Genomic DNA, 25579 nt, shown 5'->3' with positions numbered 1-25579 from the left:
GGGAACGGTTCGTGCAATGACACGATCGGTGGAGCTAAGGGGACTCGAACCCCTGACCCCCACACTGCCAGTGTGGTGCGCTACCAGCTGCGCCATAGCCCCGGATGGTTGCTCTCGGGTGTCCGAGTGCGGGGATGAAATTACACAGTGGGGGTGGGGAATGACAAATCGCGTGGGTGGGTGGGGTGGGTGGGGAGGTATCGCGGTGGTTGATCATGGAGGGCATGTCCGGGATTACGCGTGTGGCGGTTCGGCGGCGGGGTATGGCGGCGGTGGGGGTGATTGCGGTGTTCGTGCTGTGGACGGGGTGGGTGGCGGCTTCGGGGTGGGTGGCGGCTTCGGGGTGGGTGACGGGGTGGGATGCGGGGGTGTTGCGGTGGTTTGTGGAGCATCGGTCGGGTGGGTGGACGGGGGTGGCGAAGGGGATCACGTTCTTGGGGAATCCGCGGCATGCGACGGTGATTACGGCGGGGGTGGCGGGGGTTGTGTGGTGGCGATTTCGGGATTATCGGCCGGCGGTGCTGGTGGGTGGGACCGTTATTTGTGCGGCGTTGCTGGGGACTTTGACGAAAGTGCTGGTGGGGAGGGAGAGGCCGCCTGTCGAGACGCGGTTGGTGATGCACAGCAATATGTCGTATCCGTCGGGGCATGCGACCGCGACGACGGCGCTGGTGGGGGTTGTGGTGTTGATGTATCTGATTTCTCGGCCGGGGAGGGTGCGGGCCACAGTCGCGGTGGGGGCGGCAGTGGGGGCGGTGGTTGTGATGTCCATGACTCGGTTGTATTTGGGGGTGCACTGGCTCAGTGATGTGGTGGGGGGTGCGTTGCTGGGGACGGCGGTGGTGTTGATTGCGGCGGTGGTGCAGGTGTTTTGGTGGCCGCGGGAGATCGTGGAGGTTGCTGGGGAGGAGGTGGCGGACCAGGCGGTTGGGCGGTGAGGGGGTGCGGGGCGGGTGAAATCGAGACGTGCGCAGTGGAATCGCGCGCGTAGACTCGGCGGTGATTCGGAAGGTCCGGGGGTGGGGCGGGCGGAACGTGCCACCGGTGTGAAGGGATCTCGCGCAGTTGAGGCTGATCAATGGTCGTTACGAGCTTCGGGGACTCGTGGGCCGCGGGGGGATGGCCGAGGTCTGGGATGCGTGGGACCGGCAGCTGCGGCGACAGGTCGCCGTGAAGGTGCTGGACGCCGGAATTCTGCCGGTGGGACAGCAGGATGAGCAGATCGCGCAGAAGCGGTTCCAGTACGAGGCCTATATCGCGGGCAAGATGAGCTGCGGCAATATCGTCACCGTGCACGACGCGGGAGTGTTCGTGGACAATGGGCGGCGCTCGCCGTTCCTGGTGATGGAGTTCATTCACGGCGAGAATCTGCGCGAACACCTCCGCAATCGCGAGAACTGGTCGTTATCTGGTCTTTTGCGGGTGCTGAACGATGCCTTCGCCGGGCTCGTCTACGCGCACTCCAAACAGGTGGTGCATCGGGATATCAAGCCCGAGAACATCATGATCTGCCGCGACGGGACCGCCAAGCTCACCGATTTCGGGATCGCCATCGAATTGCGGGAGAACTTCCAGCGGCTCACCCGCGAGCATCGCGCGCTGGGCACCGAGCAGTACGCCGCGCCGGAATACCTGCGGCACGGCCAGTGCACCCATCTCAGCGATGTGTACTCCCTCGCCGTGGTGTGCCGCGAGGTGCTCGAATGCGCGTACGCGCCGATGCCGATACCCGGCCGGGTGAAATCCGTGCTCGATCGCGCGCTCTCACCGGCCCCGCAGCTGCGCTATCCCTCCGCCGAGGAGTTCCGGCGCGAATTCCGCGAGGCCGTCGCACACGCCGAGACCCCCGCGCATCAGCCCGCGCCGAGCCCGCGGCCCCTGCGCCCGGCGCCCGCGCCGACCGTCACCATGACCCTCGGCGATCTCCCGATCCACGACCCGGAACCCCCGCCGCCCCCGCTGGCGTACGCATCGACGAAGGACTTCTATCTCGAGCCGATGATCGGCACCCGCCAGCGTTTCCTGGCCGGATTGCATCGCAACAGCCACTGGCATATCGCCGTCCTGCTCACCAGCGCGGCGACGACCGGGATGCTGCTGGGCGGGCTCGTATTCCTGATTCTCACGTGGGTGATGGTCAAGCTCGCGGGACTGTGGTGAGGTGCGCAAGAAATGAGAGATCGACCGACCGGCAGGGCCTGGCAGTTGTATGTGCATCCGGGCTCGCGGGCCTCGCATTGGCTGCGGATCGGGTGGAAGGTGGGGTTGGGATTCTTCATCGGCACCCTGGTGCTGCTCACCTTCGCCGTGCTGACCTGAGGCCGCGGGTATGCGCACCGTCTGCCTGAACTGCCTCACCGAATTCCGCTTCGACCGCGATCGCGACCGCTGGTACACCGTGATCCGGCAGCGCAACGGCGGCTATGCGAAGCAGATCGAAACCTATTTCGACAAGCTGAATCTGCGCTGCCCGAAGGGCTGCGACATCGATCCGGTGACGCTGGACCATCCGACGAAGGTGATCGGCTTCGTGGGCGAATCGGCCTCGTCCAAGAGCCATCTCATCGTGTCCATGATCCATTCGATGATGAACGACCCGCATCTCGCCGGCCGGTACTCGTTCATCGTCTCGCCCAAATCGGCCAGCCTGTGGACCGCGCTGGAGGCCCGGCTGCTCAACCGCCGCGCGCTCGACGCCACCGGCCCGCGCCGGGTGACGGTCGCGCAGACCCAGCACATCCGGCCCGACGGCATTGCCATGCCGCAGCAGCAGGCCCAATCCCAGGGCCACGCCTGGGCCGGGCTGGAACAGCGCAAACCGCTGGTGGTGACGGTCTATTCGCTGCAATCCACCCGCGCGGTGAATCTCGCCTTCGTCGATGTGGCCGGCGAGGACATCACCGACGGCGCGGTGGCGGCGCGGGTCAGCCCGCATCTGGCGGTCGCGGATTTCCTGTGGTTCGTGGTGCCCTCGACGCTGAACAAGCAGTACCTCGCCTATATGCAGCAGTACGCCGAACCGGCCGTGCAGGAGAGCCTGCGCAATGCCGTCGAGCATTCGCAGACCATTGGCCGCACCAATCTGATGATCGATCAGATCGCCAAGCTGTGGCGGGCCGCCAACAGCTATCCGGAGCGCCTGCCGATCGAACCGCCGCGCGTGCACGTGTCGACCATTATCGCCAAGTCCGATCTGCTCTCGCTCATCGATCTGCCCGAGGTGCGATCGGTTGCCCCGCCATCCACCTGGGCGGACGGCCCGATCAGCGCGAACGGCGCCGGCAACGCCTACGATCCGCCCCTCATCATGGATCGGTCGCAGACCACGAAAAGCCTGGTGCGCAAACTGTTTCCACTCGTGGACACCACCTTGTCGATTCACTTCCCGTGGAATCTGTACTTCCCGGTGTCCGCGGTCGGCTGCGGAAAACGCGATGACGGCACCTATCCGGTGTTCAAGCCCTATGGCGCCGCCGATCCGGTGGTCTACATGCTGGAGATGATCGACGAGCTCAAGGCCGGGCGATGACCGGATTCCCGCAGCTGCTGTGCGGCTGGGCCTTGGTCAACCTGGAGTCCTCGGGTGCGGGAGTGGGAGTGGTCGCGCGGTCCGGAAACTGGCCCGCCGCATTGGGATCCACCTCGCGGGAGCTCGGCGGACTGGTCAGCCCGCCGGTCGGCGAGCAGACCGCGGACAGCTTCGCCCTGGAGTTCACCATCGCCAATGGGCTCGCGGTCGCCGGGTTGAAGACGCCCTCCGATGCGCGGCCCGGGACCTGTGTGACCCATCTGATCGCGGGCGAGCCCGGAATGCTCGATGGCGCAACGGCTCTGGCACTGTTCGAATCCGGCGGTTTCGTGACCGCGCTCAATGGCTCCGTCTCCCCCACCGAGCACTGGCACTCCGCGCCCCCGCCCGACGGCGACAGCTGTGCGGCCACCGCCGACGCCATGCTCGGCCAGCCGTGGCTGCCCGTGCTCATCGGCGCGGTGCTCGCCCATCTCGCCGGTCAGGGGCCTGCGATCGCACTGCATGTCGAGCACACCGACGACGCCGTCACCATGCTGAAGGCGCTCTACGGCATCCTGCCGCGAAACACGCTGCGCGAGTTGACCTTCGCCACCAGCGAGCCGTACTCCCCGGAGACGCCCGCCATTGCCGCCGTCATCGGCGGCGCGGCCGTCCCGCCACCCGATCGGCGCATTATCGCCCCGGAGAGTTCCACCGACGGGACCGACACCTATCCGGCCGTAGGCCGCGCCATCGTCGAACACCGCCGTGCGGGAATCACCCTGCCGGACACCATCGCAACGGTGCACCAGATTCGCGAGTGGTGCTATCACCAGCATTTGCGCACCGTCGATCCGATACTGCTCGACGACGCCCAGCTGACCCAGGTCATCACCGATCCGGACCTCACCGCGGACTGGTTCACCGATGATCTGATCGCACGCCGCGCCATCGCCTTGGCCATCGAACGCCCCAGCGTCGCACGGGCATTGGCGGAGATCGAGCACCACCCGGCCACCCGCGCCGACTTCGAGCAGGCCCTGACCGAGCACATCATGACCGGCCGCGACCACACCCGCGCCACCCAGATCGCCGACCAGCTCGGCTTCGACCTCGGCGCCGTGGTGGTCGCCGCCGCCTGGCAGCGGCTCAACTCCGGCACGCTCGCCCCCGGCGACGCCGAGATCATCTGGCCGCAGCTGCACCAGGATTGGGCCACCGGTGAGGCCGCGGAGCGCGATCAGGTCATGCACCACCTGCGGCACCATCGCACCCTGCGCGATCTCGCCATCGGCGCACACGACCGGTTCCTGGTCTACGAGACCATTCGCGCCGAGATCGGCGATCCGGCCGTGCACGCGGGCAACAGCCGCGTGCTGCACACCGCCATGTACACCCAGCTGCCGATCCTGGCCCAGTTCATGGTGAACGTCTCCGCCGCCGCGCGCGATCGCTATGTCCTGGAACAACTCCTGGCCTGCGCGCCCAATGACCGCCTGCCCGCCCTGATCGCCGAATGCGCCCGCTATCCGGCGCTCGACGCCCCGGAACTCCTCGAGGCGCTCACCATGACCCGCGCCGAACCCGAGGAACTGGTGGCGGTGCTGCGTCCCGGGTGGAAATCGCTGCGCACCTTCCTGGATCTCCCCCACCCGATCGAGGTCCTGACGGTGCTCGACGCCGCCGCGCCCGACGAACAGCGTGGCCGCAGCGGCCGATTCCGGCTGTCGCGCAGTCCATTTCAGCGCGCACGCCGCAGCAGCTGGACCCAGGCGGAGGTTTCGGCCATTTTCCACACCGCCGCCGCCGAACCCGCCGTGGTCGAGGAACATGCCGAACTACTACGCGCCGCAATCGATTCCGATATCGAGTTCGTCGCCACCTGTATGGCCGACCACTCCCACGCCCCCACCGGCGCCGCGGTCCTGCACCAGGTGCTGGCCTGCACCAGCCGGGACCGCCTGCCCGCCCTGCTCACCGCCGCCGCCCAGCACCGCGATATCGAGCCCTTCACCCTGCTCGACGCCGCTGCCGCCCTCGACCTGGACGCCGCCGACCTGGTCGCGGCCCTGGACGGCGCCTGGCCCCACCTGCGCACCCGCCTCGATCTTCCCCGGCGCATCGCCACCCTGCTGGTCCTCGACCCGGCGGCCGCCGAACCCGCTCGCCTGCGGCCCCTCGAATCCGCCTCGAAACCGCGCCGCCGCGCCCAGTTCTGGCGCTGACGAGCTATCGATGGTTGTATCTGACTGTGCCTGAAGGGTTTTCAAGTCTTCACAAGCGGCTCCGCAGGACGGGCTCGGCGACCGTGGCCGCCATCGCGGCCACCTGCTTCCTCGCCCAAGGGGCCGTCATCACCGGCGCCGCACCGGCGGTGACACTGCCGCCGCCGCACGCCGGGTTCGACTACCAGATCTCGACTCCTTACGCGCCGCCGGTAGGGGTCACGGTCGTCAGCCGCGATCACGGCGCCGAGCCGGCCGCGGGGCTGTACAACATCTGCTATGTGAACGGCTTTCAGGTCCAGCCGGGAGCGGAGAGCGAGTGGCCGTCGGATCTGCTGCTGCGCGACGAGAAGGGCGATGTCGTCTACGACACGAGGTGGAACGAGGCGCTCCTGGATATCCGCACCGCCGACAAGCGCACGCGCATCGCGGACAAGGTCGGTCTGTGGATCGATGAATGCGCCGACAAGCGCTTCAATGCCGTCGAGATCGACAACTACGACAGCTACAGCCGGTCGAAGGGGCTGCTGAGCACCGATCAGGCGGTCACCTTCATCAGCCTGCTCGCCCGGCGCTCGCACGAGCGCGGCCTGGCCATCGGCCAGAAGAACGCCGCCGAACTGGTGGACCAGAAGGTCGCCGCCGGACTGGATTTCGCGGTGGCGGAGGAGTGCGGCGACACCGGCGAGTGCGGTGTCTACGCCACGGCCTTCGATAACAACGTGATCGATATCGAGTACACCGAAGCCGGCCTGTCGGCGGCGTGCGCGGGTTACGGCAGCACGCTGAGCATCGTGCTCCGCGACGTGGACGTCTCCGCCCCGGGCGAACCCGGCTACGTCCGAAAGACCTGCTGAAACCTCCGCGCGGAAAACTTTCGCCGTTCGGGAATGTTCCCGCCGATTCTAACCTTCTATCTATCAATAGAAGGTTAGAGCGATTCACTCGGAGGCGAGCATGACCCACATGCACCAGCGAAAGCCGTTGAAATGACGGGCCATTACGCGCAGATCGCCTTCACCGACACGGTCCGCGAACATCAGCGCACCCACGGCAGCCTGCGCAGCTACGAGCGCATGGCGGCGGTGCCCGCCGTCGCGGACCGGTTGACCCAGGACGAGGCGTGGTTCATCACCGAGCGCGACAGCTTCTACATGGCGACGGTGAGCGAGACCGGATGGCCCTATATCCAGCACCGCGGCGGGCCGCGCGGCTTCTTGAAGGTGCTCGATGCGCACACCCTCGGATTCGCCGATTTTCGCGGCAATCGGCAGTACATCAGCCGCGGCAATCTCGACCACGACGATCGGGTCGCACTGTTCCTGATGGACTACGCGGCCCGCACCCGGCTGAAGATCATGGGACGGGCCCGGATCGTGGAGGCCGGTGACGATCCGGAGCTGATCGCGTCCCTGCGCACCGGGGACTACAAGGCCCATGTCGAGCGCGCGGTGCTGATCGAGGTCGAAGCCTTCGACTGGAACTGCAGCCAGCACATTCCGGAGCTGTATCCGCGCGAGGAGGTCCTCGAGGCCGTTCAGGGCATGCGCGAGCGGATCGAGGAGCTCGAGCGCGAGAACGCCAGGCTGCGCCGGACCCATGCCGGTGACGACTGATCGATTCCGGCCTCTTCACCCGCGCGGCCCGGCCTCGAGCCGGGCCGCCGTCTTTGTCATGTCTTCGAAACCTCTTGATTCAGCAGGGAGTTGGTCACGATGCGCCAGGAGCGGATCGCATGGGCGGGACTGGCGGCAATGACCGTGTCCTTCGGCCTGAACTTCACCATGGGCGTCTTCTTCGCGCCCACGGCAGCGTCCTACGGCGTGAGCGCCTCGGCCCTGGCCGTCGCCGCCGCGCTCGGCACCACCGTCACCGGCCTGGCGCAGCATCCCGTCGGCCGGCTGCTCGACAGCATCGGCCCCAAGCGGGTCCTGCTCGGCGGGCTGACGCTGATCTCGTCCAGTTATCTCGTGCTGTCGACGGTCACGCGCACCTGGGAGTTCATCGCCGCGTACATGCTGCTCGGCGGGCTCGGCTTCGCGGCGTCGTCCACGCTCGCGGTCACCACCCTGCTCGCCCGGTCCTACCGCGACCAAGCCGGTCCGGCGCTCGCCCGCGCGGCGCTCGGAATCAATCTGGGGCAACTGATCACGCCGTGGGCCGCCACCGCGCTGTTCGAACCCATCGGCATCCGCGGCACCTATGCACTGCTCGGCGGAATCGGGTTGACCGCCACGGCACTGCTGTGGCCGGCACTGCCGCGCGACCCGCGTGCCGCGGTCGTCACCGGTCGCGGAGAATCACTGTTCGGTCGATGGAAGGTGCTGACCTCCTTCGGATTACACGCCGCCACCCTCTACGTCGTAATCCTGATGCTGCCCAAACACGCGGCGGAGAACGGCTGGACGGTGGCCGCCGCCGGCCGCCTGGTGGCGCTGGCCGCGCTCGCGGCGGGACTCACCTCGATCCTCATGTCCCGGCTGCTGCGCACCCATCGCCCCGAAAACCTGCTGCGCGCACTGTATCTCGTGCGGATGCTGGCCCTGATCCTGATGGTCCTCGTCCCCGGACCCGCCGTCCTCATCCCCGTCGCCGTACTGTTCGGCATCGCGTCCTTCCCGGTCATCCCGCTGACCATGGCCATCCTCTCGCGCGGCCTCGACCCGGCCAGGATGGGCCGGACCCTGGCCCCCGCCTGGATCATCCACCAGCTCGCCGCCGCGTCCGGCCTGGCCATCGCGGGCCTGATTCACGCTCAAACCGACAGCTACCGAGGCTATTTCGCGCTCACCCTGTTGTTCACCATTGCCGCGCTGGCACTGCTGACCACGACGGACGCAGCGCCCGGCGCATATCGGCCCGGGACGCGAACAAGTCCGGGCGCCGAAGATTCGACGCCGGGCTCGTGGTCGAGCTCCGATCGAACTCCCGCGACAGCGCCGGGCTCAGCGCGGGGTGACCGTGGTGGGCAGGCTCGCGAAGCCGCGGTTGTTGGAGGCGTGGATGCGCACGAGTCCGTCGCCGTCGACGTCGTAGTCGGAGATGGCGGACACGATTTCGCCCAGCGCGATCCGCAGTTCCAGCAGTCCCAGGTTCGAGCCGAGGCAGTGGTGACGGCCGCTGCCGAAGACCAGGGACGCGCCGGTGTCGCGATCCAGGTCGAAGGTGTCCGGGTCGGGGAAGACCTCCGGGTCGCGGTTGGCGGAACCGGTCAGCAGCAGTATGCGCGCATTCGCCGGGATGGTGACGCCGTGCAGTTCCACGGCCTCGGTGGTGGTGCGCAGCTGCGTCTGTGTCGACGGGTCCCAGCGCATGGCCTCGGCGATCCAGTCGTCGATGCGGCCGCCCAGCGCCTCGCGGCGGGCGTCGGGATGCAGCCAGCCCGCGTGCCAGATATTGCCGAGGCTGAGCATGGCGGCCTCGATACCCGCGCCGACCAGCAGGATGATCACGCCGACGATCTCCTCGGGCGTCAGCCGGTCCTCGCCGTCGGCCGCGCCGAGCAAGCCGGACAGCAGATCGTCCTGCGGCCGCTGCGCCCGTTCGATGGTCAGTTCGGTGTAGTACCCGACCAGTGCGCCGATGGCGGCCATGGCCTCGGGCCGCAGATCGGTGGACTCCTCCTCGGTGTACATGATCTCCATGCCGAGCTTGCGAATCATGTCGCGATCGGCGGCGGGCACCCCGACCAGCTCGGAGATCACCTCGGTGGGGAAGGGTCCGGCGAATTCGGCCATGAGGTCGAAGCTGCCGCGCGCCAGCAGCGGCTCCAGCAGTCCCCGGGCGATCTCGCGTAGTCGTGGCGCGAGCGACTGCACCCGATGCGCGGTGAAGGCGCGGGTGACGAGGCCGCGCAGCCGGGTGTGCTTGGGCGGATCCATGGCGACGAAGGAGAAAAAGCGCTCGGCCTGCGGCCCCCAGAAGGCGGGTTCCATCCGAAAGCCGTTCACGCTGGAGTACTTCTCGGAATCCCGCATCGCCGCCCGCACATCCGCGTGCCGCGACAGCGCCCAGAAATCGTCGGTTTCGTTGCGGTAGACCGGGGCCTCGTTTCGCAACCTGGCATAGTACGGGTACGGATCGGCATGGACTTCGAAGTCGTACGGGCTATAGCGCAACTGCATGACAAGCCTTCCGGGGCGGGGCCTCGAGGACGAGATCCGGCAGCGGCCCCCCGCTACCGGTTCGCAACTGGTGCTGACATGATGAAACAGTAGTCGAGATGAATTGGGGGCGTTGTGAACTCGGATTCAGCAGCAGCGCGGATAGACACCACCAAACCGCATCCGGCGCGGCGCTACGACTATTGGCTGGGTGGCAAGGACAACTTTCCGGCCGATCGGGAATCGGCCGACGCGGTGGCGGAGGCATTTCCCACCGTCCGCCTGGCCGCGGTGGAGAATCGCAATTTCCTGCGGCGGGTGACCGGCTATCTGGCTCGGGAGGCGGGCATCCGGCAGTTCCTGGATATCGGCACCGGGCTGCCCACGGCCGGCAATGTGCACGAGATCGCCCAGGAGATCGCGCCGGAATCGCGGATCGTCTATGTGGACAACGACCCGATCGTGCTGCTGCACGCGCGTGAGCTCCTGGACAGCGCACCGCAGGGCGCCACCACCTATCTCGACGCCGACCTGCGCGATCCGCGGCGCATCCTCACCCATCCGGATCTGCTGGCCACCCTCGACCTCACCGAGCCGGTCGCGCTCATGCTGGTCGCCGTCATGCATTTCATTACCGATGACCAGCAGCCGTACGAGATCGTGCGCACGCTCTGCGACGCGCTGCCGTCGGGCAGTTATCTGGTCATGTCGCACGCCACCAACGACTATCTCGAGGAAGAGGACGTCGAGAAGACGGACGAGGCCAATCAGCGCAGCGGGGTGCCGTTCCAGCTGCGCTCCGGCACCGAGTTCGCCAAGTTCTTCGCCGGCTTCGAATTCGTCCCGCCGGGCATTACGGCGGTGACGGAGTGGCGGCCGGAGGAATGGCGGGCCCATCCCCGCGCCGCCGCCGTCTCCATGCTCGGCGCGGTCGCGCATCTTCCCTGAGCGTCAGCGGTCGCGGTGCACGACATCAGCGGTCGCGGTGCAGGACGCAGTCGGCCAGCTCCATCAGGTCGTGCGCGCCGCGGTAGCCCGCGATGCACGCCTTGGCGGCGCGCACATGCCGCACGGATTCGGCGCGCGCCCAATCCCTTCCGCCCGCCCGGGCGATGAGATCGGCGGCGTGTGCGACGTCCGCGTCATCGAGAGGCGCACCGGAGCAATACAGATCGGCGAATTCGCGCCCGGCGGCCGTCGGCGATTCCAGCGCCGCCACCACCGGCAGACTCCGCTTGCGCCGCAGCAGGTCACTGCCCACCGGTTTGCCGGTGCGGGCCGGATCGCCCCAGATGCCCATGAGATCGTCCACCAATTGGAAGGCGACGCCGAGTTCGCGGCCGAAACGTTCCATGGCCTCGACCATGTCCGCCGGGGCCGCCGCAGAGAGCGCGCCGAGCGCGCAGGCGCAGCCGAGCAGCGCGCTTCCCTTGTGCCGCAGGGTCCGCAGGCAGTCCTGGAGGCCGACCTCCTCGCTGGTCTCGAAATCGCAGTCGTGATGCTGGCCCAGGCACAGCTCGATGACGGCGTCCTCCAGCCGCGCGATACCGGACAGCGCCGCCACCGGCGCGGCCGAGAGGGTCCAGACGGCCAGGCCATGCAGGGCGTCTCCGGCCAGGATGGCATCGTCGATGCCCCAGACCTGCCACACGGTCGGGCGGCCGCGCCGCATGGTGTCGCCGTCCATGACGTCGTCGTGGATGAGCGTGAAATTGTGCACCAACTCGACCGCGACCGCGGCATGCAGCACGGCCTCCGGCGGGCAGCCCGCGGCCCGGGCGGCGGCCAGGACCAGCGCGGGCCGCAGGCCCTTCCCGGATTCGGCGGGCACGGCAATGCCATCGGCATCCCACCAGCCCAGGTGGTAACCGGCCATGAGCGCCAGTTCATCGGGCAAGGTCTCGACCGCCGCGCGGAGCAGCGGCCGGGTCAGTTGCTGCGCCCGTGCCAGGATCTGCTCGCCCCGCGGCGCCGATAGTCGCCCGCTCCCATGGTGATTCACGCCTTCCCACGGCATGCCGAATGCGGGCTCGGCCGCTGCCGACGAACTCATGGCCAACCTCCAGTGACTCGCGGACTCCGGTGACTTCGGACGCTCGATGGCTAGGACGATGCGACTCCCCGCCGCGATCGAAGGCCCGCCGCGGTGGCGAGCACACTCACGAAGGGCCCGGTCGGCGCACCGAGCACCGGTTTCGAATACCGTTCCCGCAGTGCGGGTTCGGCGTATCGACCGGTCGTGGCGTGCCAGGCCCGATTGCCCGACAGGTAATCCCGCAAGCGCCGGACATGCGTGTGCAGGGCGGCCCGCTCGGGTTCCGGCAGGCGGTGATCGGCGAAGAAGCCCGGTAGCTCCGTGCGCACCAGATGATCGAACTGGCGCAGCCGTTCATCGGCTAGATCGGCGACGATATCGGCGGCGGTCTCCCGCGTGCAGCCCAGGAAGGACTGGGTCACATACACCAGGTTGTGGAGTTCGAGGTCGTACTCGATCTCCTTCTGATACGAGTACAGGTCGTTCACCAGCGCGGCATGGTCGTGTGCCGAATTCTCCAGCTGCCGAATCACACTCGAGTCGGTGATATTCCGGAGCTCCGCCACGTTCAGCGACGCCAGCGCCGAGACTAGACCGCCGCCGCAGGCCGCGCGGCGCGTATCGAGGTAGTCGATGGGATCCGGTAATCGATTCCGGGTTTCGTTCTCCAGCACCCACTCCCACGCTTCGATCATTGCGGTGAGCGCGGTGCGGAGTCGGCGCAGCGAATCGTCATCCGCCGTCTCCGCGGTCGCACGCCACAGATCCGCCAGTCCGGCTTCCAGCGGGGTGGGCGGCAATGCGGCGTCCGGGCTCGCGTAGCTCGGCAAGCGGTGCAACTGTTCGCGCCCGACAATGGGATTCGCGCGGAGCACCCGCGACAGCACGTCGCTGCCGTAGAACGCCCAGGTGCACCATCGCGCCCGCAGCACCAGATCCGCCACCGAGCCGTCATTGGCGATCATGGCGGCCAGGGCGGCGAAGTCGGCCGCATGCAGCGACTCCGCCGTCCACCCCGCCGCCGGATTCAGCAGGCCCATGGCCGCTGCCCACTCCGGTAGATCGCGGCGGGCGATCACCAGATCCGGGTGGACCGCGACGTCGTAGGGCATGTGCAGTCCGCGCACCGGCAGCGGTCCGGCCGTACGCGGCGGCGGCACCTGCTGATTCAGCTGAATCCGCACCCCGGGCAGGATCCGGGCCACCCCGCCGCCCAGCCCGGTCGGCCCGGGCTTCAGGCCCGTGTTCATGTATCGGCTCGACCGCAGATGCCATTCGTGCCCGCCGGCCTGCCAGTCCTGCAGCCCCGCGGTGTAGCGGGCGACGGCGAGCTGTTCCGCGGCGGTCGCCGCCGTTTCCAGGAACAGCTGTGGCACATCGACTTCCGCGGTGTCCTCGAACTGCTTCAGTCGCGCGGTGATGATGTCGTTGACCAGGTTCGCCGCCGCCTGGGCGGGCAGGTCCAAGAACCGTTCCAGCACCAGCACGAAATTCGCGTTCTCGCCCTCCAGCCGAACCTCGCGCTCATAGGAGAACAGATCGTTGCGCAGGTGCACGGCATCGGAGAAGGTCTCGCACAGCACGCGCAGCGGTCGAGCATCGGCGAGCCGATCGGGAACCTCTGCCCCGCAGGCGTATTCGACCAGGTTCGCCGACCAGGGCGCACCGCCCACCCGCCGCCGCATCTCGATGTACTCGATCGGATTGGCCACCCGCTCACGCGCGATATTGTCCAGCTCCCAGATGGATTCGACCATGAGGTTGTGGGTGCTGCGCCGCATGCGCTCGCGCCACGACGGGGACATGTGCGCGATGGTGCGCGCCCAGCAATCGGCCAGCCCGGCTTCCGAGGGGTTGCCGGGTTCGGGAGCGGCACACCCCGGTTCGACCATGAACAGCTCGAGGCGCTCGAGATGGCGCAGGGCTTCGGCGCGGCGGCCGGTGTTCTTGAACTTGGCGAGGAAGTCGTCGTCGAAGAACAGCACCCACACGTACCACTCGGTTATGAGCGCGAGCGCCTCGGCCGCGCAGTCGGGATGGGCGTACGCGCACAGCAGCGCGATCTGCATCCGTTCCAATCGATCGGCGTCCCAGACCAGTTCACCGCCGGGTCCGGGCTCGTCGAGAATGCCCATGGCCTTCGCCCAGGCCGCCGAGTGCGCGCGAGCGTGGTCCAGATGGGGATTGAGCCGGGCGGGATGGGGCAGGTAGAAGTCGGGCAAATGGAAGGGCTGCATGGATGCCCTCTCGCTGGAGACGTGGAATTCGCGTGGCGTACAACAACGTGATCAGCGTCACACCAATAGTAAAGGCCCATTGGCCGATAGCCAACACCTCGCAATCGCCTACGACCGACCGGTACCTTCGGCGCCACCTCTCCGGACCGCCGCACGCTAGCCTGGGGCTCGACATTCGCACCTACCGCAGGAGGCCCACCCATGACCGGTCCCGACCTCGATCGCGCCGCGATCCTGAAGCGCGTCGCCGCACGCGGCCAGGTCCGCGTCATCGTCGCGGGCGGCGGCACCGGCGGGCACACCTACCCGGCCGTGGCGGCCGTGCGGGCGCTGCGCGATCTGGTCGACGAGGCCGGTGCGACGGCCGAGGTGCTGTGGGTCGGCACGCCCGACAGCCTGGAGCAGCGGGTGGCCGCGGAGAACGAGGTCGCCTTCAGCGGTATCAAGGCCGGCAAGCTGCGCCGTGATCGCAATCCGCTCAAGATGCTCAATGCCGCCAATGCCAAAGACGCACTGCGGGTTCCGATGAGCGTGGTCGAGGCGCAGGGCCTGGTGCGCCGGTTCCGTCCCGATGCCGTGCTGTGCACCGGCGGATATGTCTGCGCACCCATCGGCATGGCCGCCGCGCTGCGCCGCCGCCCGCTGGTCATCCACGAGCAGACCACCGGGCTCGGCAAGGCCAATCAGCTGCTGGCGCGCATGGCGACCCGGATCGCCCTCAGCGCCGCCGCCTCCCTGGACATGCTGCCGGCCAAGCTGCGCGCCCGCGCCACCGTGACGGGCAACCCGATCCGCCCGGCGCTGACCACGGGTGATCCGAAAGCCGCTGTCCCGGCGCTGGATTGGCCGGGCTACTCCCCCGGCCTCCCTCTGGTCTACGTCACCGGCGGCGCTCAGGGCGCGGTCCAGATCAACGACCTCGTCGGGGAACTCCTGCCGGAACTGCTGACCGTCGCCAATGTGATCCACCAGTGCGGCCGCAACAACTACGACAAGGTCAGCCGGGCCGCGGCCGGTCTCCCCGAAGAGCTGCGCGCCCGCTACCTCGTCCGCGACTTCCTCGGCAGCGAACTGCCCGATGTGCTGGCGCTCACCGACGTTGTCGTATCCCGTTCCGGCGCGGGCACTCTCGCCGAGCTCACCACCCTCGGCAAGCCCTCGGTCCTCATCCCCTACCCGCATTCGGTCGGCGGCGAGCAGGCCCGCAATGCCCGCATCCTCGCCGACGAGGGCGGCGCCCGCGCCCTGGTCGACGGGGACGCCACCGTCGCCAACCTGCGCACCGCCCTGTTCGAGCTGCTCACCGATCCGGCCGCACGCCAAGCGGTTTCGGAAGCTGCGCTGGCCATGGGCCATCCGCACGCGGCGGAGGAGCTCGCTCTCAACGTCCTCGATCTGGCGGCGCGCTGACCGCGAAACGAATCGCGCCCCGCTCCGCCATCTCGGCGTGGGCTGCGTTCAGCCGCCGATGATCAGGCAGGTGCTGGTGGCGGTGGCCAGCAGCACCCCGTCGGCATCGCGAATATCGCCTTCGGCGAAGGCAACTCGCTTGCCGGGCTTGGTGACCCAGCCGTGGGCGAACAGTTCACCCGTGCTCGCGTGGATGGGGCGCAGGTAGTTGATCTTGATCTCGATCGAGGTGTAGCCGACGCCCGCGGGCAGGGTGGTCTGCACGGCGCAGCCGGTGACGGAATCCAGCAGGGTGCAGGCGGTTCCGCCGTGCACGGTGCCGATGGGGTTGTACATGGATTCGTCGGGGGTGCAGGCGAAGACGATATCGCCGCGGTCGACGCTGACGGGCCGCATGCCGAACAGCCCGGCAATGGGCGCGCCCGGAATCGTGCCTTCCATCATGCCGGTGAGGTACTCCAGACCGGTGAGCCCGCCGGCCAGCGCCTCCAGCCCGGCCTTGGGGTCGTACCAGGTCACGGTCTTGCTGCGGGGCTCGCCCCAGGCGGCGGGCGCTTCGAAGGTCGTCATGGCGATCACCATAACCCACTGAGTTCACATTGTGAATCCAGATAGAATGGTCCGCATGGCACGGAACTGTTCGGTAGCGGCCACGCTCGCGGTGGTCGGGGAGCAATGGGCGCTGCTCGCCCTGCGCGAGGTGTTCCTGGGTGTCCGCCGGTTCGACGCGATCCAGGAGGCCACGGGCGCGCCGCGCGCGGTGCTGGTCAAGCGGCTCAAGAGCCTGGTCGAGGCGGGAGTGCTGGAGCGGCGCGACTATCGGGAGCCCGGGTCGCGGATCCGGCAGGAGTACCGGCTCACCGAGGCGGGCCGTGAGCTTCAGCCCGTGCTGACCGCGCTCATGCAGTGGGGCGATAAGCACCTGGCCGGACCGGCGGGTCCGCCGCTGGCCGTCACCCATTCCGGGTGCGGGGCTCCGGTGCGCGCCACCCTGTGCTGCGCGAACGGACATCAGCTCGCCGATACCGGTCGCGAACTCACCGCGACCCCTGATCAACGTGTCCGGGCGGGTTGACGGTTCCCACCTCGACGGTGACATTTCCGACCAGCGCCCGTTCCGGATCGGAGGTAGTGTCGGTGGTGTCAGCAAAATCTCGGCTATTCCGAGAGATTGGAGATGTGCCATGCAAATCCAGGTCTTCGCCGACAAGCACATCGGCGGCGGCGCGGCACTCATCGAGCAGGCCCGGGACGCCATCGAATCCATCCTCGACCGCTTCGCCGACCAGCTCACCCGGGTCGAAGCCCATATCACCGATGTGAACGGGCACAAGGGCGGTTCCGAAGACAAGAAGTGCAACCTCGAAGCGCGCATCAAGGGCCAGCCCCCGGTCGCGACCAACCACAAGGCTCCGACGGCCGAGGAGGCGTATCTCGGAGCCGCGGAGAGCATGGCGCATCTACTCGACAGCCGCTTCGGGCGGCTGCACCACACCAAGGGCGGGGAATCCATCCGCTACCTGCACGCGGACTGATCGGTCAGAGATGGGGGTTCGGGGTCTTCGCCCCCGAACCCCCATATTTCCTGGAGCACAAGCTCATTCGTGAGCCGCGTCGGCACGCAGGTATTCCAGGATCGCGAGCACGCGGCGGTTATGGGCGGCGCCGGGTGGGAGTTCGAGCTTGGTGAAGATCGCGTTGATGTGTTTTTCCACCGCGCTGCGGGTGATGAAGAGTTCATCGCAGATGGCGGTGTTGCTGTGGCCCTGCGCCATGAGCATCAAGACCTCGCGTTCGCGGGCCGTGAGGCGGTGCAGCGGGGATTCGGCGCGGCTGTGCAGGAGCAGTTGGCGCACTACTTCCGGGTCGAAGGCGGTGCCGCCGGCGGCGACTCGCTCGACGGCGTCGAGGAAGGCGGCGATGGCCGAGACTCTGTCCTTGAGCAGGTAGCCGATTCCGCCTGTGCCGGTGAGGAATTCGCTGGCATAGCGGCGTTCGATGTACTGCGAGAGCACGAGAACCGCTACGCCGGGCCAGTTCCGGCGGATTTCGAGGGCGGCGCGAATGCCCTCGTCGACGTGGTCCGGCGGCATGCGCACATCGGCGATGACCAGGTCCGGCTGCCGATTCCGCACGGCCGCGAGCAGTTCGGTGGCGGTGCCGACCGAATCGAGGATCTCGTGCCCCTCGGCGGTGAGCAGTCCGGCGAGGCTCTCGCGCAGCAGCGCGGAATCGTCGGCCAGGGTTATGCGCACGGCACCTCCACTCGGATGATCGTCGGACCCCCGACGGGACTGTCGACGGACAGGGTGCCGTCGAGTGCGGTGATGCGCGAGGCGATTCCGGTGAGCCCGTGCCCGGCCGGGTCCGCCCCGCCGCGGCCATTGTCGCGCACCTGCATCCGCAGCATGCCGTCCGCCTCGCTGACGATGATGTCGATGCGTTGCGCGGCCGCGTATTTGATGACGTTGGTGACGGCCTCGCTGGCGGTGAAGTAGCAGGCGGACTCGACCGGCCGCGGCGGGCGGCGGGTGGGCCGGTAGTCGAGGTGCGTCGGCACCGGTGTGCGATCGGCCAGCGCCTCCAGCGCGCTGCGCAGGCCGTCCCGGGCCAGCATGGCCGGATAGATCCGCCACGACACCTCGCGCAGATCGGCCAGGATATGGCCGGTTTCGGCTATGGCGCGGCGGCGCAGGTCGGCCTGCCCGGCCGGGTCGGTCTCGCGTTCGGCGCGACCGAGCAGGATCGACAGCGCCACCACCCGCTGCTGCACGCCGTCGTGAATATCGCGTTCGATGCGGCGGCGCTCCTCGTCGATGGCATCGATGACCTCGGCGCGGGTGGCGGTGAGCTGGACGACCCGCTGTTCGAGCGCCCCGGATCCGGGCCGCGCGAACGACTTCCACAAGCGGATCTCCAGGCCCACCACGCCGAACAGGCCCTGTACGGCCAGATAGCCCAGCACGAGACCGGGTGCGGCCAGCACCGCCACCGTCGTCCAGGTCACCCGGCCCGGTTCGGGAGCGTCGAACACCGGCACCGCCGACCCGGTGGCCGCGCCGATGGCAATGCCGGTGGTGACCACCACGCCCGCACCGATAAGGGCCGCGATGAGCGCGGTCAGCACGCCCAGCAGGGACCGGACGACCAGGTACGCCGTGGCCCGATGACCGGTGGGTCCGGCCGGCGGTTGCGCGCCGTACCAGGTCCGTAAGCGTTGCCCCGCGAAGGCCGTCATGGCGCGCACCGGTCGCGGCGAGAGCGGGCTCACGGCCACGGCGGCGAGGTCGAGGGGCACCGTCAGCACGCCGAGCACCAGCCCCACGAGGACGGCGGCCGCGCGACGGGCGATCCTGGATCGGGAGCCGGTGCCGCGCATCATCGTCCGATTCTCTCCTGTCGTCCCGGGCTGCCCTGCCGCAGCCGCCGCACCACGAAGACCGCCGCCGCGATCACCACGACCAGAATGACCGCTTTCTGCAGCACATCCGAATAGCGCTCCACCCGCGACCAGTTCTCGCCCAGCTGATATCCCGCGAGCACGAACACCGAATTCCAGACCAGGCTGCCCGCCGTGGTGAGCAGGGTGAACCGCACCACACCCATGCGCTCGACACCCGCGGGGATCGAGATGACGCTGCGGAAGATCGGAATCATCCGGCCGAGGAACACCGCCTTGTCGCCGTGCTTGGCGAACCAGACCTCGGCGCGGTCCATATCCGAGACCCGCAGCAGCGGCACCCGCGCCACGATGCCGCGCAGGCGGTCGCGCCCGAGCAGCGCGCCGAGCCCGTACAGCGCCAGCGCGCCGGCCACCGAACCGACGGTGGTCCAGAACAGCACCTCCGCGAGACTGAATCGGCCGCGGCTCGCGGTGAATCCGGCCAGCGGCAGGATCACCTCGCTCGGCAGGGGCGGGAAGAGGTTCTCCAGGGCGATGGCGACACCGGCGCCGAGGCCGCCCAGGCGCTCCATCAACTCGACCGCCCAGGCGGCGATACCGGTGAGCGGCTCGCCCGTCGAATCCATTGTCGTATCCATGTTTTCGACGCTATGAACCCGCAGGTCGGCGAACCATGCGGAGAGCCACCCGGCTGGCCGGGCGCAACCTCAGCAGCGGAGGTGGGGTTTTCCGCAGGGTCGAACTGCGCTCGGCCTCATGGCCCGGGCGGGTATTCGTGGCGTCGAAGTCCGTGCAGAACCCGCCCTGCGTGCCCGGCGCACCCTGGACGCCATGACCATGGCCATCGCCTCGGCGCGCGCCGAGGATCTGCCGAGGCTGTATGCCACGACCACGGCGGCCTTCCGCGCGAGCTGACCGGCGGGCGCGCGGATCAGAGGCCGGCGACCGCCAGCAGATGGAAGGTGGTGCGACCGGCGCGCCCGAAGTTGTTGTCCGCCACGACGATCAGCGAGCGCGAACCATCCTCGAGGGTCGGCCCCCAGGTCATGCCCTCCACGCACTGCGGGTCGATGCCGGCGGCGCGGAAGTCGAAGAGCAGGCGCTTGCTCATGGGGACGGCATCGGCCGGCGCCGAGTCCTGCCCGGTGACCGCGGTGGCTCCGGCGGTCGAGGATTCGAAGATCCGCGCGGTGAATCCCAGCACCGGGACCACGCTGCGCTCGAGGGTGAGATAGCGGTCGCCGTCGAGGGCGAGGATCTCGGAAACGCCCGTGGTGGAGGGAATCTCACCGAGACCGACCCGGCTCACCGGGTAGAGGTATTCGGCGAGTTCCTTCCCGCTGCCCCGCTGAACCTGGACCAGCCGCGCCCGGCTCTCGGCCTCCATGGCGGCCGCCGGGCCGTCCTGGACGAGGGCGTTCTCGCTCACCGCGACCACGGTCGAGCCGTCACCGGCCAGATCCATGCTCTCGAACCCGAGGTTGTCGCGGATACCCGAAACCTGTTGTCCGGCACCGTCGGTAGCAGGGGTGAAAGCGTCCTGGACCGGAACTTCCCGGACGAATGCGCCGTCCAGCGTCGCCTCGCGAATGAACCCGGGCTGCCCGGCCTTGGCCTCGCCCTCGCTGGTGTAGACGAACCCCTGGTGATCCGGCGTCCACCGGATCGACTCCGGATCCAGCGTCCGCGCCGCGTACGGCGAACCATCCTTGTCGAGAAGTTCGATGAGACCGCGGAATTCGGGCACCCCGAGCTTCCCGTCCGCGCGCACCGGAATATTCAACGTGTACGCCCGCGCCGGGCCTTCCTCACCGCGATTGTCGCTGATGGCGAGATACGCGTCCCCGCCCGCCCAATAGTCGATGCCCGACAGCCCGCCCACCCGATGCCCGCCGAAGGTGAGGTCGTCGGCGAAGGTGATCTGGTCCAGATGCCGCACACTCGGCAGCTCGCCCGCCACACTCTCCTCGGCCTGCGCCGTGCCGCCCGCACCCAGAATCGCCGCCAGCGCCACCGCCGTGACACGGAGAGTACGCATCGGTCCAGGACCGCCTTTCCCGCTTCGGACAACCGGACCCGGCACGACACCGGGCCCCGATGTTCCTATCAGGTCGGCGCGAATCCTTCATCTCGAACAGGTCAGGGCAGCAACCCCAATCGGCGCGCACGGACCACGGCCTCGTGGCGGGTGTGCGCGCCCAGCTTGGTCATGGCGCTGCGCAGATAGCTCTTGACCGTCTCCGCCCGCAGCGAAAGCCGCAGCGCCGCTTCCACATTGGTGCAGCCGAGGGCGATCTGGGCGAGGACGTCGAGTTCGCGCGGGGCCAGTTTCACCGGCTCGTCGGCGTCGATCACCCCGGACACCACGCGCGCCAGTTTGTCCGACACCTCACGCAGTTTGGCGCGGGCGGTCGCATCGGAGATGCTCTGGGTGATGCCGCGCAGTTCGGCGTGCAGGTCCCGGAGCTGTTCGGCGACAATCGCATCCGCGGCCACGGCGGTGTCGCGCGCCTGATGCATGCGCAGCCGCCGGTCCACCTCGTCCCGGATAGCCAGTTCGATGCTCAGCCGCCGCCCCGCCTGCACCATCTCCTCCGCGATGCGATCCCCGATGGGCCCGGACTCGCGATTGGCGGCGTAGAGCACCGCCCGCGCCTCCCCGCCGACCACCACCGGCACCGCCACCACCGCGCGCAGACCCTCGCCCAGCACGGGCCCGTCATAGTGATGTGTAATCGTCGACGCCGAGCGATAGTCGGCCACCGAGGTGGGCCTGCGGTCGGCCACCACCATGCCGCCGAGGCCCGAACGCGGCGCGACCGCCAGGCCGCGCATGCCGTTGGTGCGGGTGCCGACGAACTCGCTGAGCACCAATGTGCCCTGGTGAACCTGCCCGCCGAAGACCACGGGCACCCGGGAGATGGCGGCGATGTGCCGTAGCTCCGCCCGCAGGGCGTCGGCATCGCGCGGTCGCAACAGGCCGTCGGAGGGCGGGAGCATCGAGTACCCCTTTCCGGGGGTGGCTACGGGCGAGTGTGACGTGGATCCTATCGAAGTGAGCACAAGCACGGGCCGGCTCGGGTCGGCGAGCTATACCTTCGGCGTCTGGGGCGCACCGCTGCTCGGGGACACCATCGGCGACAATCTGGATCGCACCGCGGCCGCGCACCCGGACCGCGAGGCCTTGATCGACTACACCTCCGGGGTGCGCTGGACCTATCGCGAGTTCGTGGCGGAGGTCGACGCGCTGGCCCGAGGTTTGCTGGCGGCCGGGCTGGGTAAAGGTGACCGGGTGGGGGTATGGGCGCCGAACTGTCCGCAATGGACTCTGACGCAGTACGCGACCGCGAAGATCGGCGCCATCCTGGTGAACATCAATCCGGCCTATCGCGCGCACGAACTACGGTACGTGCTGCAGCAGGCCGGAATTCGCGCGCTCATAGCCGCGCCGGAGTTCAAGGGCTCCGACTACGCGGCCATGATCGGGGCGGTGCGCCCGGAATGCCCGGAACTCGAGCAGGTGGTGCTGCTCGACAGCACCGAGTGGCGGCAGCTGTTCGAAACCGGCCGGGTGGCCGATCCGGCGGCGCTGACGCTGGCGCAGGCGAGCCTATCGCCCGACGATCCGATCAATATCCAATACACCTCGGGCACCACGGGTTTCCCCAAGGGCGCGACGCTGTCGCACCACAACATCCTCAACAACGGCTACTTCGTGGGCGAGCTGTGCGGGTACACCGAGCAGGATCGCATCTGCATTCCGGTGCCGTTCTATCACTGCTTCGGCATGGTGATGGGCAATCTGGCCGCCACCAGTCACGGCGCCGCCATGGTCATACCGGCGCCGTCCTTCGACCCGCGGGCGACCCTGGAAGCCGTTGCCGCCGAACGCTGCACCTCGCTGTACGGGGTGCCGACCATGTTCATCGCCGAACTGGCCGACCCGGAGTTCGATACCTTCGATCTGTCCGCACTGCGCACCGGGATCATGGCCGGATCGCCGTGCCCGGTGGAGGTGATGAAGCAGGTCATCGAGCGCATGGGCATGCGCGAGGTGAGCATCTGCTACGGCATGACCGAAACCGCGCCGGTGTCCACCCAGACCCGCGCCGATGACACCCTGGTGCAGCGCACCGCCACCGTCGGCCGGGCCGGGCCGCACATCGAGATCAAGATCGTCGATCCGGCGACCGGCCTGACCGTGCCGCGCGGCGAACCCGGCGAACTGTGCACGCGCGGCTACTCGGTCATGCTCGGCTACTGGAACGATCCCGGGAAGACCGCGGAGGCAATCGATTCCGCCCGCTGGATGCACACCGGCGATCTGGCCACCATGGACTCCGACGGGTATGTCGCGATTACCGGCCGTATCAAGGACATGGTCATCCGCGGCGGCGAGAACATCTACCCGCGCGAGATCGAGGAATTCCTCTACACCCATCCCGACATCCTGGACGCCCAGGTGATCGGCGTGCCCGACGCCAAATACGGCGAAGAGCTCATGGCCTGGATCCGCATGCGCGAGGGCGCGGACGCGCTGACCGCCGAGACCCTGCGCGAGTTCTGCCTCGGCAAGCTGGCGCACTTCAAGATTCCCCGCTACGTCCACGTCGTCGACGAGTTCCCGATGACGGTGACCGGCAAGATCCGCAAGGTCGAGATGCGCGCGGTCAGCGCGCGCCTGCTCGGCCTGTCCGAGGAGGACGCGTGACCGCACCCGACAACACCGCCGCCTACCGGGCGGCTCGCGACGGCCTACTAGCCGTCGGCGCCGACTACGATGCGGCGCTTCGCACGTTCGAATGGCCGCGATTGACCGGTGTATTCAACTGGGCCACCGACTGGTTCGACGCCATCGCGCGCGGCAACGACCGCCCGGCGCTGTGGATCGTCGAGGAGGACGGCAGCGAAGTGCGCATCAGCTTCGACGCCATGGCGCAGCGCTCCGATCAGGTCGCCACCTGGCTGGCCGGGCTGGGCGTGGGCAAGGGCGATCGGGTCATGCTCATGCTCGGCAATCAGGCCGAGCTATGGGAGGCCATGCTGGCGGTGGCCAAGCTCGGCGCGGTCATCATGCCGACCACCGCGGCGCTGGGACCCGACGATCTCACCGACCGGATCGTGCGCGGCGGAGCGGGTTTCGTGATCGCCAATACCGCCGACACCGCCAAATTCGACCGCGTGCCCGGCGACTACACCCGAATCGTGGTGGGCGAGCGGGTATCCGGCTGGCATTCCTACGCCGAGGCCGCCATGACCCTGTCAGCGGGGCCGTACTCGGCGATCACCACGGTCGAGGATCCGCTGCTGGTGTATTTCACCTCCGGCACCACCAGCAAGCCCAAGATGGTGCAGCATTCGCAGGTCAGCTATCCGGTCGGCCACCTGTCGACCATGTACTGGATCGGGGTCCGCCCCGGCGATGTGCATCTGGCCATCAGCGCGCCGGGCTGGGCCAAGCACGCCTGGTCGTGCTTCTTCACGCCCTGGCTGGCCGAGGCCACCATCTTCGTCTACAACTACGCCCGATTCGATGCCGCCGCCCTGCTGGAACAGCTGCGCCGCGCACAGGTCAACACCTTCTGCGCCCCGCCGACCGTGTGGCGCATGCTGATTCAGGCCGATCTCGGGGAGCGGCCCGCCGGGCTGCGCGAAATCCTGGGCGCCGGTGAGCCACTCAACCCCGATGTCATTACGCAGGTGGAGAAAGCTTGGGGTCTCACCATCCGTGATGGGTTCGGGCAGACGGAAACCACACTGCAAGTTGGGAATACACCTGGGCAGCCGATCAAGCCCGGTTCGATGGGCCGACCGGCGCCCGGCGTTCCGGTGGTGCTGGTGGACCCCATTACGGGTAAGATCAGCGACGAAGGGGAGATCTGCCTCGACCTTTCCGCCACACCAGTGAACCTGATGACCGGCTATCTCGGCGACCCGGAACGCAATGCCGCCGTCATGGCCGATGGCTACTACCACACCGGCGACGTGGCTTCCCGCGACGACGACGGCTACATCACCTATATCGGCCGCACCGACGACGTCTTCAAATCCTCGGATTACAAGGTGTCACCGTTCGAATTGGAATCCGTCCTCATCGAACATCCGGCCGTGGTGGAAGCCGCCGTGGTCCCGCAGCCGGACGACACCCGCTTGGCCGTGCCCAAGGCGTATGTCGCCCTGGCCGCCGGCTGGGAGCCCACCGCCGAAACTGCCCGCAGCATCCTCGAATACGCGCGCGACCACCTGGCCCCCTATCTGCGGGTGCGGCGCGTCGAATTCGCGGAGCTGCCGAAAACCATCTCCGGGAAGATCCGCCGCGTCGATCTGCGCCAGCGTGAGGCCCAGGCGCACGCGGACGGCAACCTTATTCCAACCGAGTACCGCTATGAGGATGTTCTGACCGAGAAGCACTGATCCATATCCCTATCCGGACGACCGATTGGAGCCTTGGTGTCCCACACCGTGGAAACCGCGACCGCTTACGTCATCGCCGCCCTGGAAGAGAAGGGCACCGCCACGCGCGAGGACTTCGACGTGAGCGGGATCGTCACCGCGACGCGCAATATCGCCGAGACATGGGATTTCCACGCGGTCGACCGGAGGAGGTTCTGGAATATCGCGGCCACATTCATGCGGGCGTAACCGGACACGCCCG

At 68.2% G+C, this 25579-nt stretch carries 25 protein-coding genes, 1 tRNA gene and 1 pseudogene; 16 read left to right on the top strand and 11 right to left on the bottom strand.

All coding sequences use genetic code 11. From position 1 onward, the window contains the following. Positions 1–29 precede the first annotated feature (29 nt). A tRNA-Ala gene (locus tag ACFVIV_RS34845) sits at positions 30–102 on the bottom strand. Positions 103–215: 113 nt separating this feature from the next. Here ACFVIV_RS34845 and ACFVIV_RS34840 point away from each other — a divergent pair. From ACFVIV_RS34840 to ACFVIV_RS34810, 7 genes are all read left to right on the top strand, one after another. Then, complete coding sequence (locus ACFVIV_RS34840) at positions 216–938, top strand: phosphatase PAP2 family protein (RefSeq protein ID WP_379203876.1); 723 nt, start codon at positions 216–218, stop codon at positions 936–938. A 127-nt stretch (positions 939–1065) separates the two neighbouring features. Then, positions 1066–2160 (top strand): serine/threonine-protein kinase, encoded by a 1095-nt coding sequence (locus ACFVIV_RS34835; protein WP_379203874.1) that lies wholly within the window; start codon positions 1066–1068, stop codon positions 2158–2160. 12 nt (positions 2161–2172) lie between these two features. Further along, the gene (locus ACFVIV_RS34830) at positions 2173–2319 is read left to right on the top strand and encodes a hypothetical protein (RefSeq protein ID WP_379203872.1); all 147 of its coding nucleotides are present in this window, start codon (positions 2173–2175) and stop codon (positions 2317–2319) included. Positions 2320–2329: 10 nt separating this feature from the next. Continuing rightward, complete coding sequence (locus ACFVIV_RS34825) at positions 2330–3529, top strand: hypothetical protein (protein ID WP_379203871.1); 1200 nt, start codon at positions 2330–2332, stop codon at positions 3527–3529. Further along, on the top strand, positions 3526–5736 hold the full coding sequence (locus ACFVIV_RS34820; RefSeq protein WP_379203869.1) for a hypothetical protein: 2211 nt from the start codon (positions 3526–3528) through the stop codon (positions 5734–5736). The genes ACFVIV_RS34825 and ACFVIV_RS34820 overlap by 4 nt, the downstream gene beginning before the upstream one ends. 83 nt (positions 5737–5819) lie before the next feature. Beyond that, the gene (locus ACFVIV_RS34815; protein WP_379203867.1) at positions 5820–6593 is read left to right on the top strand and encodes an endo alpha-1,4 polygalactosaminidase; all 774 of its coding nucleotides are present in this window, start codon (positions 5820–5822) and stop codon (positions 6591–6593) included. A 132-nt stretch (positions 6594–6725) separates the two neighbouring features. Continuing rightward, entirely contained in the window at positions 6726–7352 is a 627-nt protein-coding gene (locus tag ACFVIV_RS34810; protein ID WP_379203865.1) for a pyridoxamine 5'-phosphate oxidase family protein, read from the top strand. Between the two features lie 56 nt (positions 7353–7408). Here ACFVIV_RS34810 and ACFVIV_RS34805 read toward each other — a convergent pair whose 3' ends face one another. Further along, complete coding sequence (locus ACFVIV_RS34805) at positions 7409–7543, bottom strand: hypothetical protein (RefSeq protein WP_379203863.1); 135 nt, start codon at positions 7541–7543, stop codon at positions 7409–7411. On the opposite strand from ACFVIV_RS34805, the pseudogene ACFVIV_RS34800 reads away from it, so the two are divergent. Further along, positions 7491–8540, top strand: a pseudogene (locus tag ACFVIV_RS34800) (MFS transporter); the annotation flags it as partial. The gene ACFVIV_RS34805 and the pseudogene ACFVIV_RS34800 sit on opposite strands and share 53 nt — an antisense overlap. A 141-nt stretch (positions 8541–8681) precedes the next feature. On the opposite strand, the gene ACFVIV_RS34795 reads toward ACFVIV_RS34800, so the two are convergent. Further along, positions 8682–9860, bottom strand: a complete 1179-nt coding sequence (locus tag ACFVIV_RS34795; RefSeq protein WP_379203861.1) for a cytochrome P450 — start codon at positions 9858–9860, stop codon at positions 8682–8684. Positions 9861–9974: 114 nt separating this feature from the next. Here ACFVIV_RS34795 and ACFVIV_RS34790 point away from each other — a divergent pair, with 114 nt between their 5' ends. After that, the gene (locus ACFVIV_RS34790; RefSeq protein WP_379203859.1) at positions 9975–10787 is read left to right on the top strand and encodes an SAM-dependent methyltransferase; all 813 of its coding nucleotides are present in this window, start codon (positions 9975–9977) and stop codon (positions 10785–10787) included. Between the two features lie 25 nt (positions 10788–10812). Here the strand turns inward: ACFVIV_RS34790 and ACFVIV_RS34785 are convergent, their stop codons facing one another. Both ACFVIV_RS34785 and ACFVIV_RS34780 read right to left on the bottom strand, forming a co-directional pair. Continuing rightward, on the bottom strand, positions 10813–11892 hold the full coding sequence (locus tag ACFVIV_RS34785; RefSeq protein WP_379203857.1) for a polyprenyl synthetase family protein: 1080 nt from the start codon (positions 11890–11892) through the stop codon (positions 10813–10815). Positions 11893–11942: 50 nt separating this feature from the next. Beyond that, positions 11943–14111, bottom strand: a complete 2169-nt coding sequence (locus tag ACFVIV_RS34780; RefSeq protein WP_379203855.1) for a germacradienol/geosmin synthase — start codon at positions 14109–14111, stop codon at positions 11943–11945. A gap of 201 nt (positions 14112–14312) precedes the next feature. Between ACFVIV_RS34780 and ACFVIV_RS34775 the strand changes: the two genes are divergently transcribed. Beyond that, on the top strand, positions 14313–15521 hold the full coding sequence (locus ACFVIV_RS34775) for a glycosyltransferase (RefSeq protein WP_379203853.1): 1209 nt from the start codon (positions 14313–14315) through the stop codon (positions 15519–15521). A 48-nt stretch (positions 15522–15569) separates the two neighbouring features. Here the strand turns inward: ACFVIV_RS34775 and ACFVIV_RS34770 are convergent, their stop codons facing one another. Then, the gene (locus tag ACFVIV_RS34770) at positions 15570–16091 is read right to left on the bottom strand and encodes a PaaI family thioesterase (protein WP_379203851.1); all 522 of its coding nucleotides are present in this window, start codon (positions 16089–16091) and stop codon (positions 15570–15572) included. 55 nt (positions 16092–16146) lie between these two features. Between ACFVIV_RS34770 and ACFVIV_RS34765 the strand changes: the two genes are divergently transcribed. Then, a complete protein-coding gene (locus ACFVIV_RS34765) occupies positions 16147–16596 on the top strand; it encodes a winged helix-turn-helix transcriptional regulator (protein WP_379203849.1) in 450 nt (149 codons plus the stop codon). A gap of 109 nt (positions 16597–16705) precedes the next feature. Next, the gene (locus tag ACFVIV_RS34760) at positions 16706–17056 is read left to right on the top strand and encodes a ribosomal subunit interface protein (protein ID WP_379203847.1); all 351 of its coding nucleotides are present in this window, start codon (positions 16706–16708) and stop codon (positions 17054–17056) included. 63 nt (positions 17057–17119) lie between these two features. Here the strand turns inward: ACFVIV_RS34760 and ACFVIV_RS34755 are convergent, their stop codons facing one another. Genes ACFVIV_RS34755 through ACFVIV_RS34745 form a run of 3 tightly spaced genes read right to left on the bottom strand, consistent with a single transcriptional unit; the run spans position 17120 to position 19562 of the window. After that, a complete protein-coding gene (locus tag ACFVIV_RS34755; RefSeq protein WP_379203845.1) occupies positions 17120–17776 on the bottom strand; it encodes a response regulator in 657 nt (218 codons plus the stop codon). Continuing rightward, positions 17767–18903 carry a sensor histidine kinase gene (locus ACFVIV_RS34750; protein WP_379203843.1) on the bottom strand — a complete coding sequence of 379 codons (1137 nt, stop codon included), beginning with the start codon at positions 18901–18903 and terminating at the stop codon, positions 17767–17769. The genes ACFVIV_RS34755 and ACFVIV_RS34750 overlap by 10 nt, the downstream gene beginning before the upstream one ends. Next, the gene (locus ACFVIV_RS34745; RefSeq protein ID WP_379203842.1) at positions 18900–19562 is read right to left on the bottom strand and encodes a DedA family protein; all 663 of its coding nucleotides are present in this window, start codon (positions 19560–19562) and stop codon (positions 18900–18902) included. Before ACFVIV_RS34745 ends, ACFVIV_RS34750 begins: the two co-directional genes overlap by 4 nt. 118 nt (positions 19563–19680) lie before the next feature. Between ACFVIV_RS34745 and ACFVIV_RS34740 the strand changes: the two genes are divergently transcribed. Next, positions 19681–19839, top strand: coding sequence for a hypothetical protein (locus tag ACFVIV_RS34740; RefSeq protein ID WP_379203840.1), 159 nt, complete (start codon positions 19681–19683; stop codon positions 19837–19839). A 16-nt stretch (positions 19840–19855) separates the two neighbouring features. Here ACFVIV_RS34740 and ACFVIV_RS34735 read toward each other — a convergent pair whose 3' ends face one another. Together ACFVIV_RS34735 and ACFVIV_RS34730 are read right to left on the bottom strand one after the other, a co-directional pair. Continuing rightward, positions 19856–20962 (bottom strand): esterase-like activity of phytase family protein, encoded by a 1107-nt coding sequence (locus ACFVIV_RS34735; RefSeq protein WP_379203838.1) that lies wholly within the window; start codon positions 20960–20962, stop codon positions 19856–19858. A gap of 101 nt (positions 20963–21063) precedes the next feature. Then, positions 21064–21924 (bottom strand): LuxR C-terminal-related transcriptional regulator, encoded by an 861-nt coding sequence (locus tag ACFVIV_RS34730; protein WP_379203836.1) that lies wholly within the window; start codon positions 21922–21924, stop codon positions 21064–21066. Between the two features lie 55 nt (positions 21925–21979). Between ACFVIV_RS34730 and ACFVIV_RS34725 the strand changes: the two genes are divergently transcribed. The 3 genes from ACFVIV_RS34725 to ACFVIV_RS34715 are packed head-to-tail and all read left to right on the top strand — an operon-like array spanning position 21980 to position 25566. After that, the gene (locus ACFVIV_RS34725; RefSeq protein WP_379203835.1) at positions 21980–23635 is read left to right on the top strand and encodes an AMP-binding protein; all 1656 of its coding nucleotides are present in this window, start codon (positions 21980–21982) and stop codon (positions 23633–23635) included. Then, a complete protein-coding gene (locus tag ACFVIV_RS34720; RefSeq protein ID WP_379203833.1) occupies positions 23632–25338 on the top strand; it encodes an AMP-binding protein in 1707 nt (568 codons plus the stop codon). The genes ACFVIV_RS34725 and ACFVIV_RS34720 overlap by 4 nt, the downstream gene beginning before the upstream one ends. Before the next feature lie 36 nt (positions 25339–25374). Continuing rightward, complete coding sequence (locus ACFVIV_RS34715) at positions 25375–25566, top strand: hypothetical protein (RefSeq protein ID WP_379203831.1); 192 nt, start codon at positions 25375–25377, stop codon at positions 25564–25566. Positions 25567–25579: the final 13 nt, after the last annotated feature.

This window comes from Nocardia sp. NPDC127526 (assembly GCF_042672265.1).
Taxonomy (GTDB): Bacteria; Actinomycetota; Actinomycetes; order Mycobacteriales; family Mycobacteriaceae; genus Nocardia.
The sequence above is the reverse complement of the archived record's forward strand: the minus strand, read 5'-3'. Positions and strand labels throughout refer to the sequence as shown.

Bases quoted from the DNA above. Each gene is read 5' to 3' on its own strand.
- ACFVIV_RS34740 (WP_379203840.1), top strand. From the start codon at position 19,681: ATGGCCCGGGCGGGTATTCGTGGCGTCGAAGTCCGTGCAGAACCCGCC.
- ACFVIV_RS34840 (WP_379203876.1), top strand. From the start codon at position 216: ATGGAGGGCATGTCCGGGATTACGCGTGTGGCGGTTCGGCGGCGGGGT.
- ACFVIV_RS34735 (WP_379203838.1), bottom strand. From the start codon at position 20,962: ATGCGTACTCTCCGTGTCACGGCGGTGGCGCTGGCGGCGATTCTGGGT.
- ACFVIV_RS34760 (WP_379203847.1), top strand. From the start codon at position 16,706: ATGCAAATCCAGGTCTTCGCCGACAAGCACATCGGCGGCGGCGCGGCA.
- ACFVIV_RS34785 (WP_379203857.1), bottom strand. From the start codon at position 11,892: ATGAGTTCGTCGGCAGCGGCCGAGCCCGCATTCGGCATGCCGTGGGAA.
- ACFVIV_RS34810 (WP_379203865.1), top strand. From the start codon at position 6,726: ATGACGGGCCATTACGCGCAGATCGCCTTCACCGACACGGTCCGCGAA.
- ACFVIV_RS34750 (WP_379203843.1), bottom strand. From the start codon at position 18,903: ATGATGCGCGGCACCGGCTCCCGATCCAGGATCGCCCGTCGCGCGGCC.
- ACFVIV_RS34765 (WP_379203849.1), top strand. From the start codon at position 16,147: ATGGCACGGAACTGTTCGGTAGCGGCCACGCTCGCGGTGGTCGGGGAG.
- ACFVIV_RS34795 (WP_379203861.1), bottom strand. From the start codon at position 9,860: ATGCAGTTGCGCTATAGCCCGTACGACTTCGAAGTCCATGCCGATCCG.
- ACFVIV_RS34825 (WP_379203871.1), top strand. From the start codon at position 2,330: ATGCGCACCGTCTGCCTGAACTGCCTCACCGAATTCCGCTTCGACCGC.
- ACFVIV_RS34830 (WP_379203872.1), top strand. From the start codon at position 2,173: ATGAGAGATCGACCGACCGGCAGGGCCTGGCAGTTGTATGTGCATCCG.
- ACFVIV_RS34730 (WP_379203836.1), bottom strand. From the start codon at position 21,924: ATGCTCCCGCCCTCCGACGGCCTGTTGCGACCGCGCGATGCCGACGCC.
- ACFVIV_RS34820 (WP_379203869.1), top strand. From the start codon at position 3,526: ATGACCGGATTCCCGCAGCTGCTGTGCGGCTGGGCCTTGGTCAACCTG.
- ACFVIV_RS34780 (WP_379203855.1), bottom strand. From the start codon at position 14,111: ATGCAGCCCTTCCATTTGCCCGACTTCTACCTGCCCCATCCCGCCCGG.
- ACFVIV_RS34770 (WP_379203851.1), bottom strand. From the start codon at position 16,091: ATGACGACCTTCGAAGCGCCCGCCGCCTGGGGCGAGCCCCGCAGCAAG.
- ACFVIV_RS34745 (WP_379203842.1), bottom strand. From the start codon at position 19,562: ATGGATACGACAATGGATTCGACGGGCGAGCCGCTCACCGGTATCGCC.
- ACFVIV_RS34775 (WP_379203853.1), top strand. From the start codon at position 14,313: ATGACCGGTCCCGACCTCGATCGCGCCGCGATCCTGAAGCGCGTCGCC.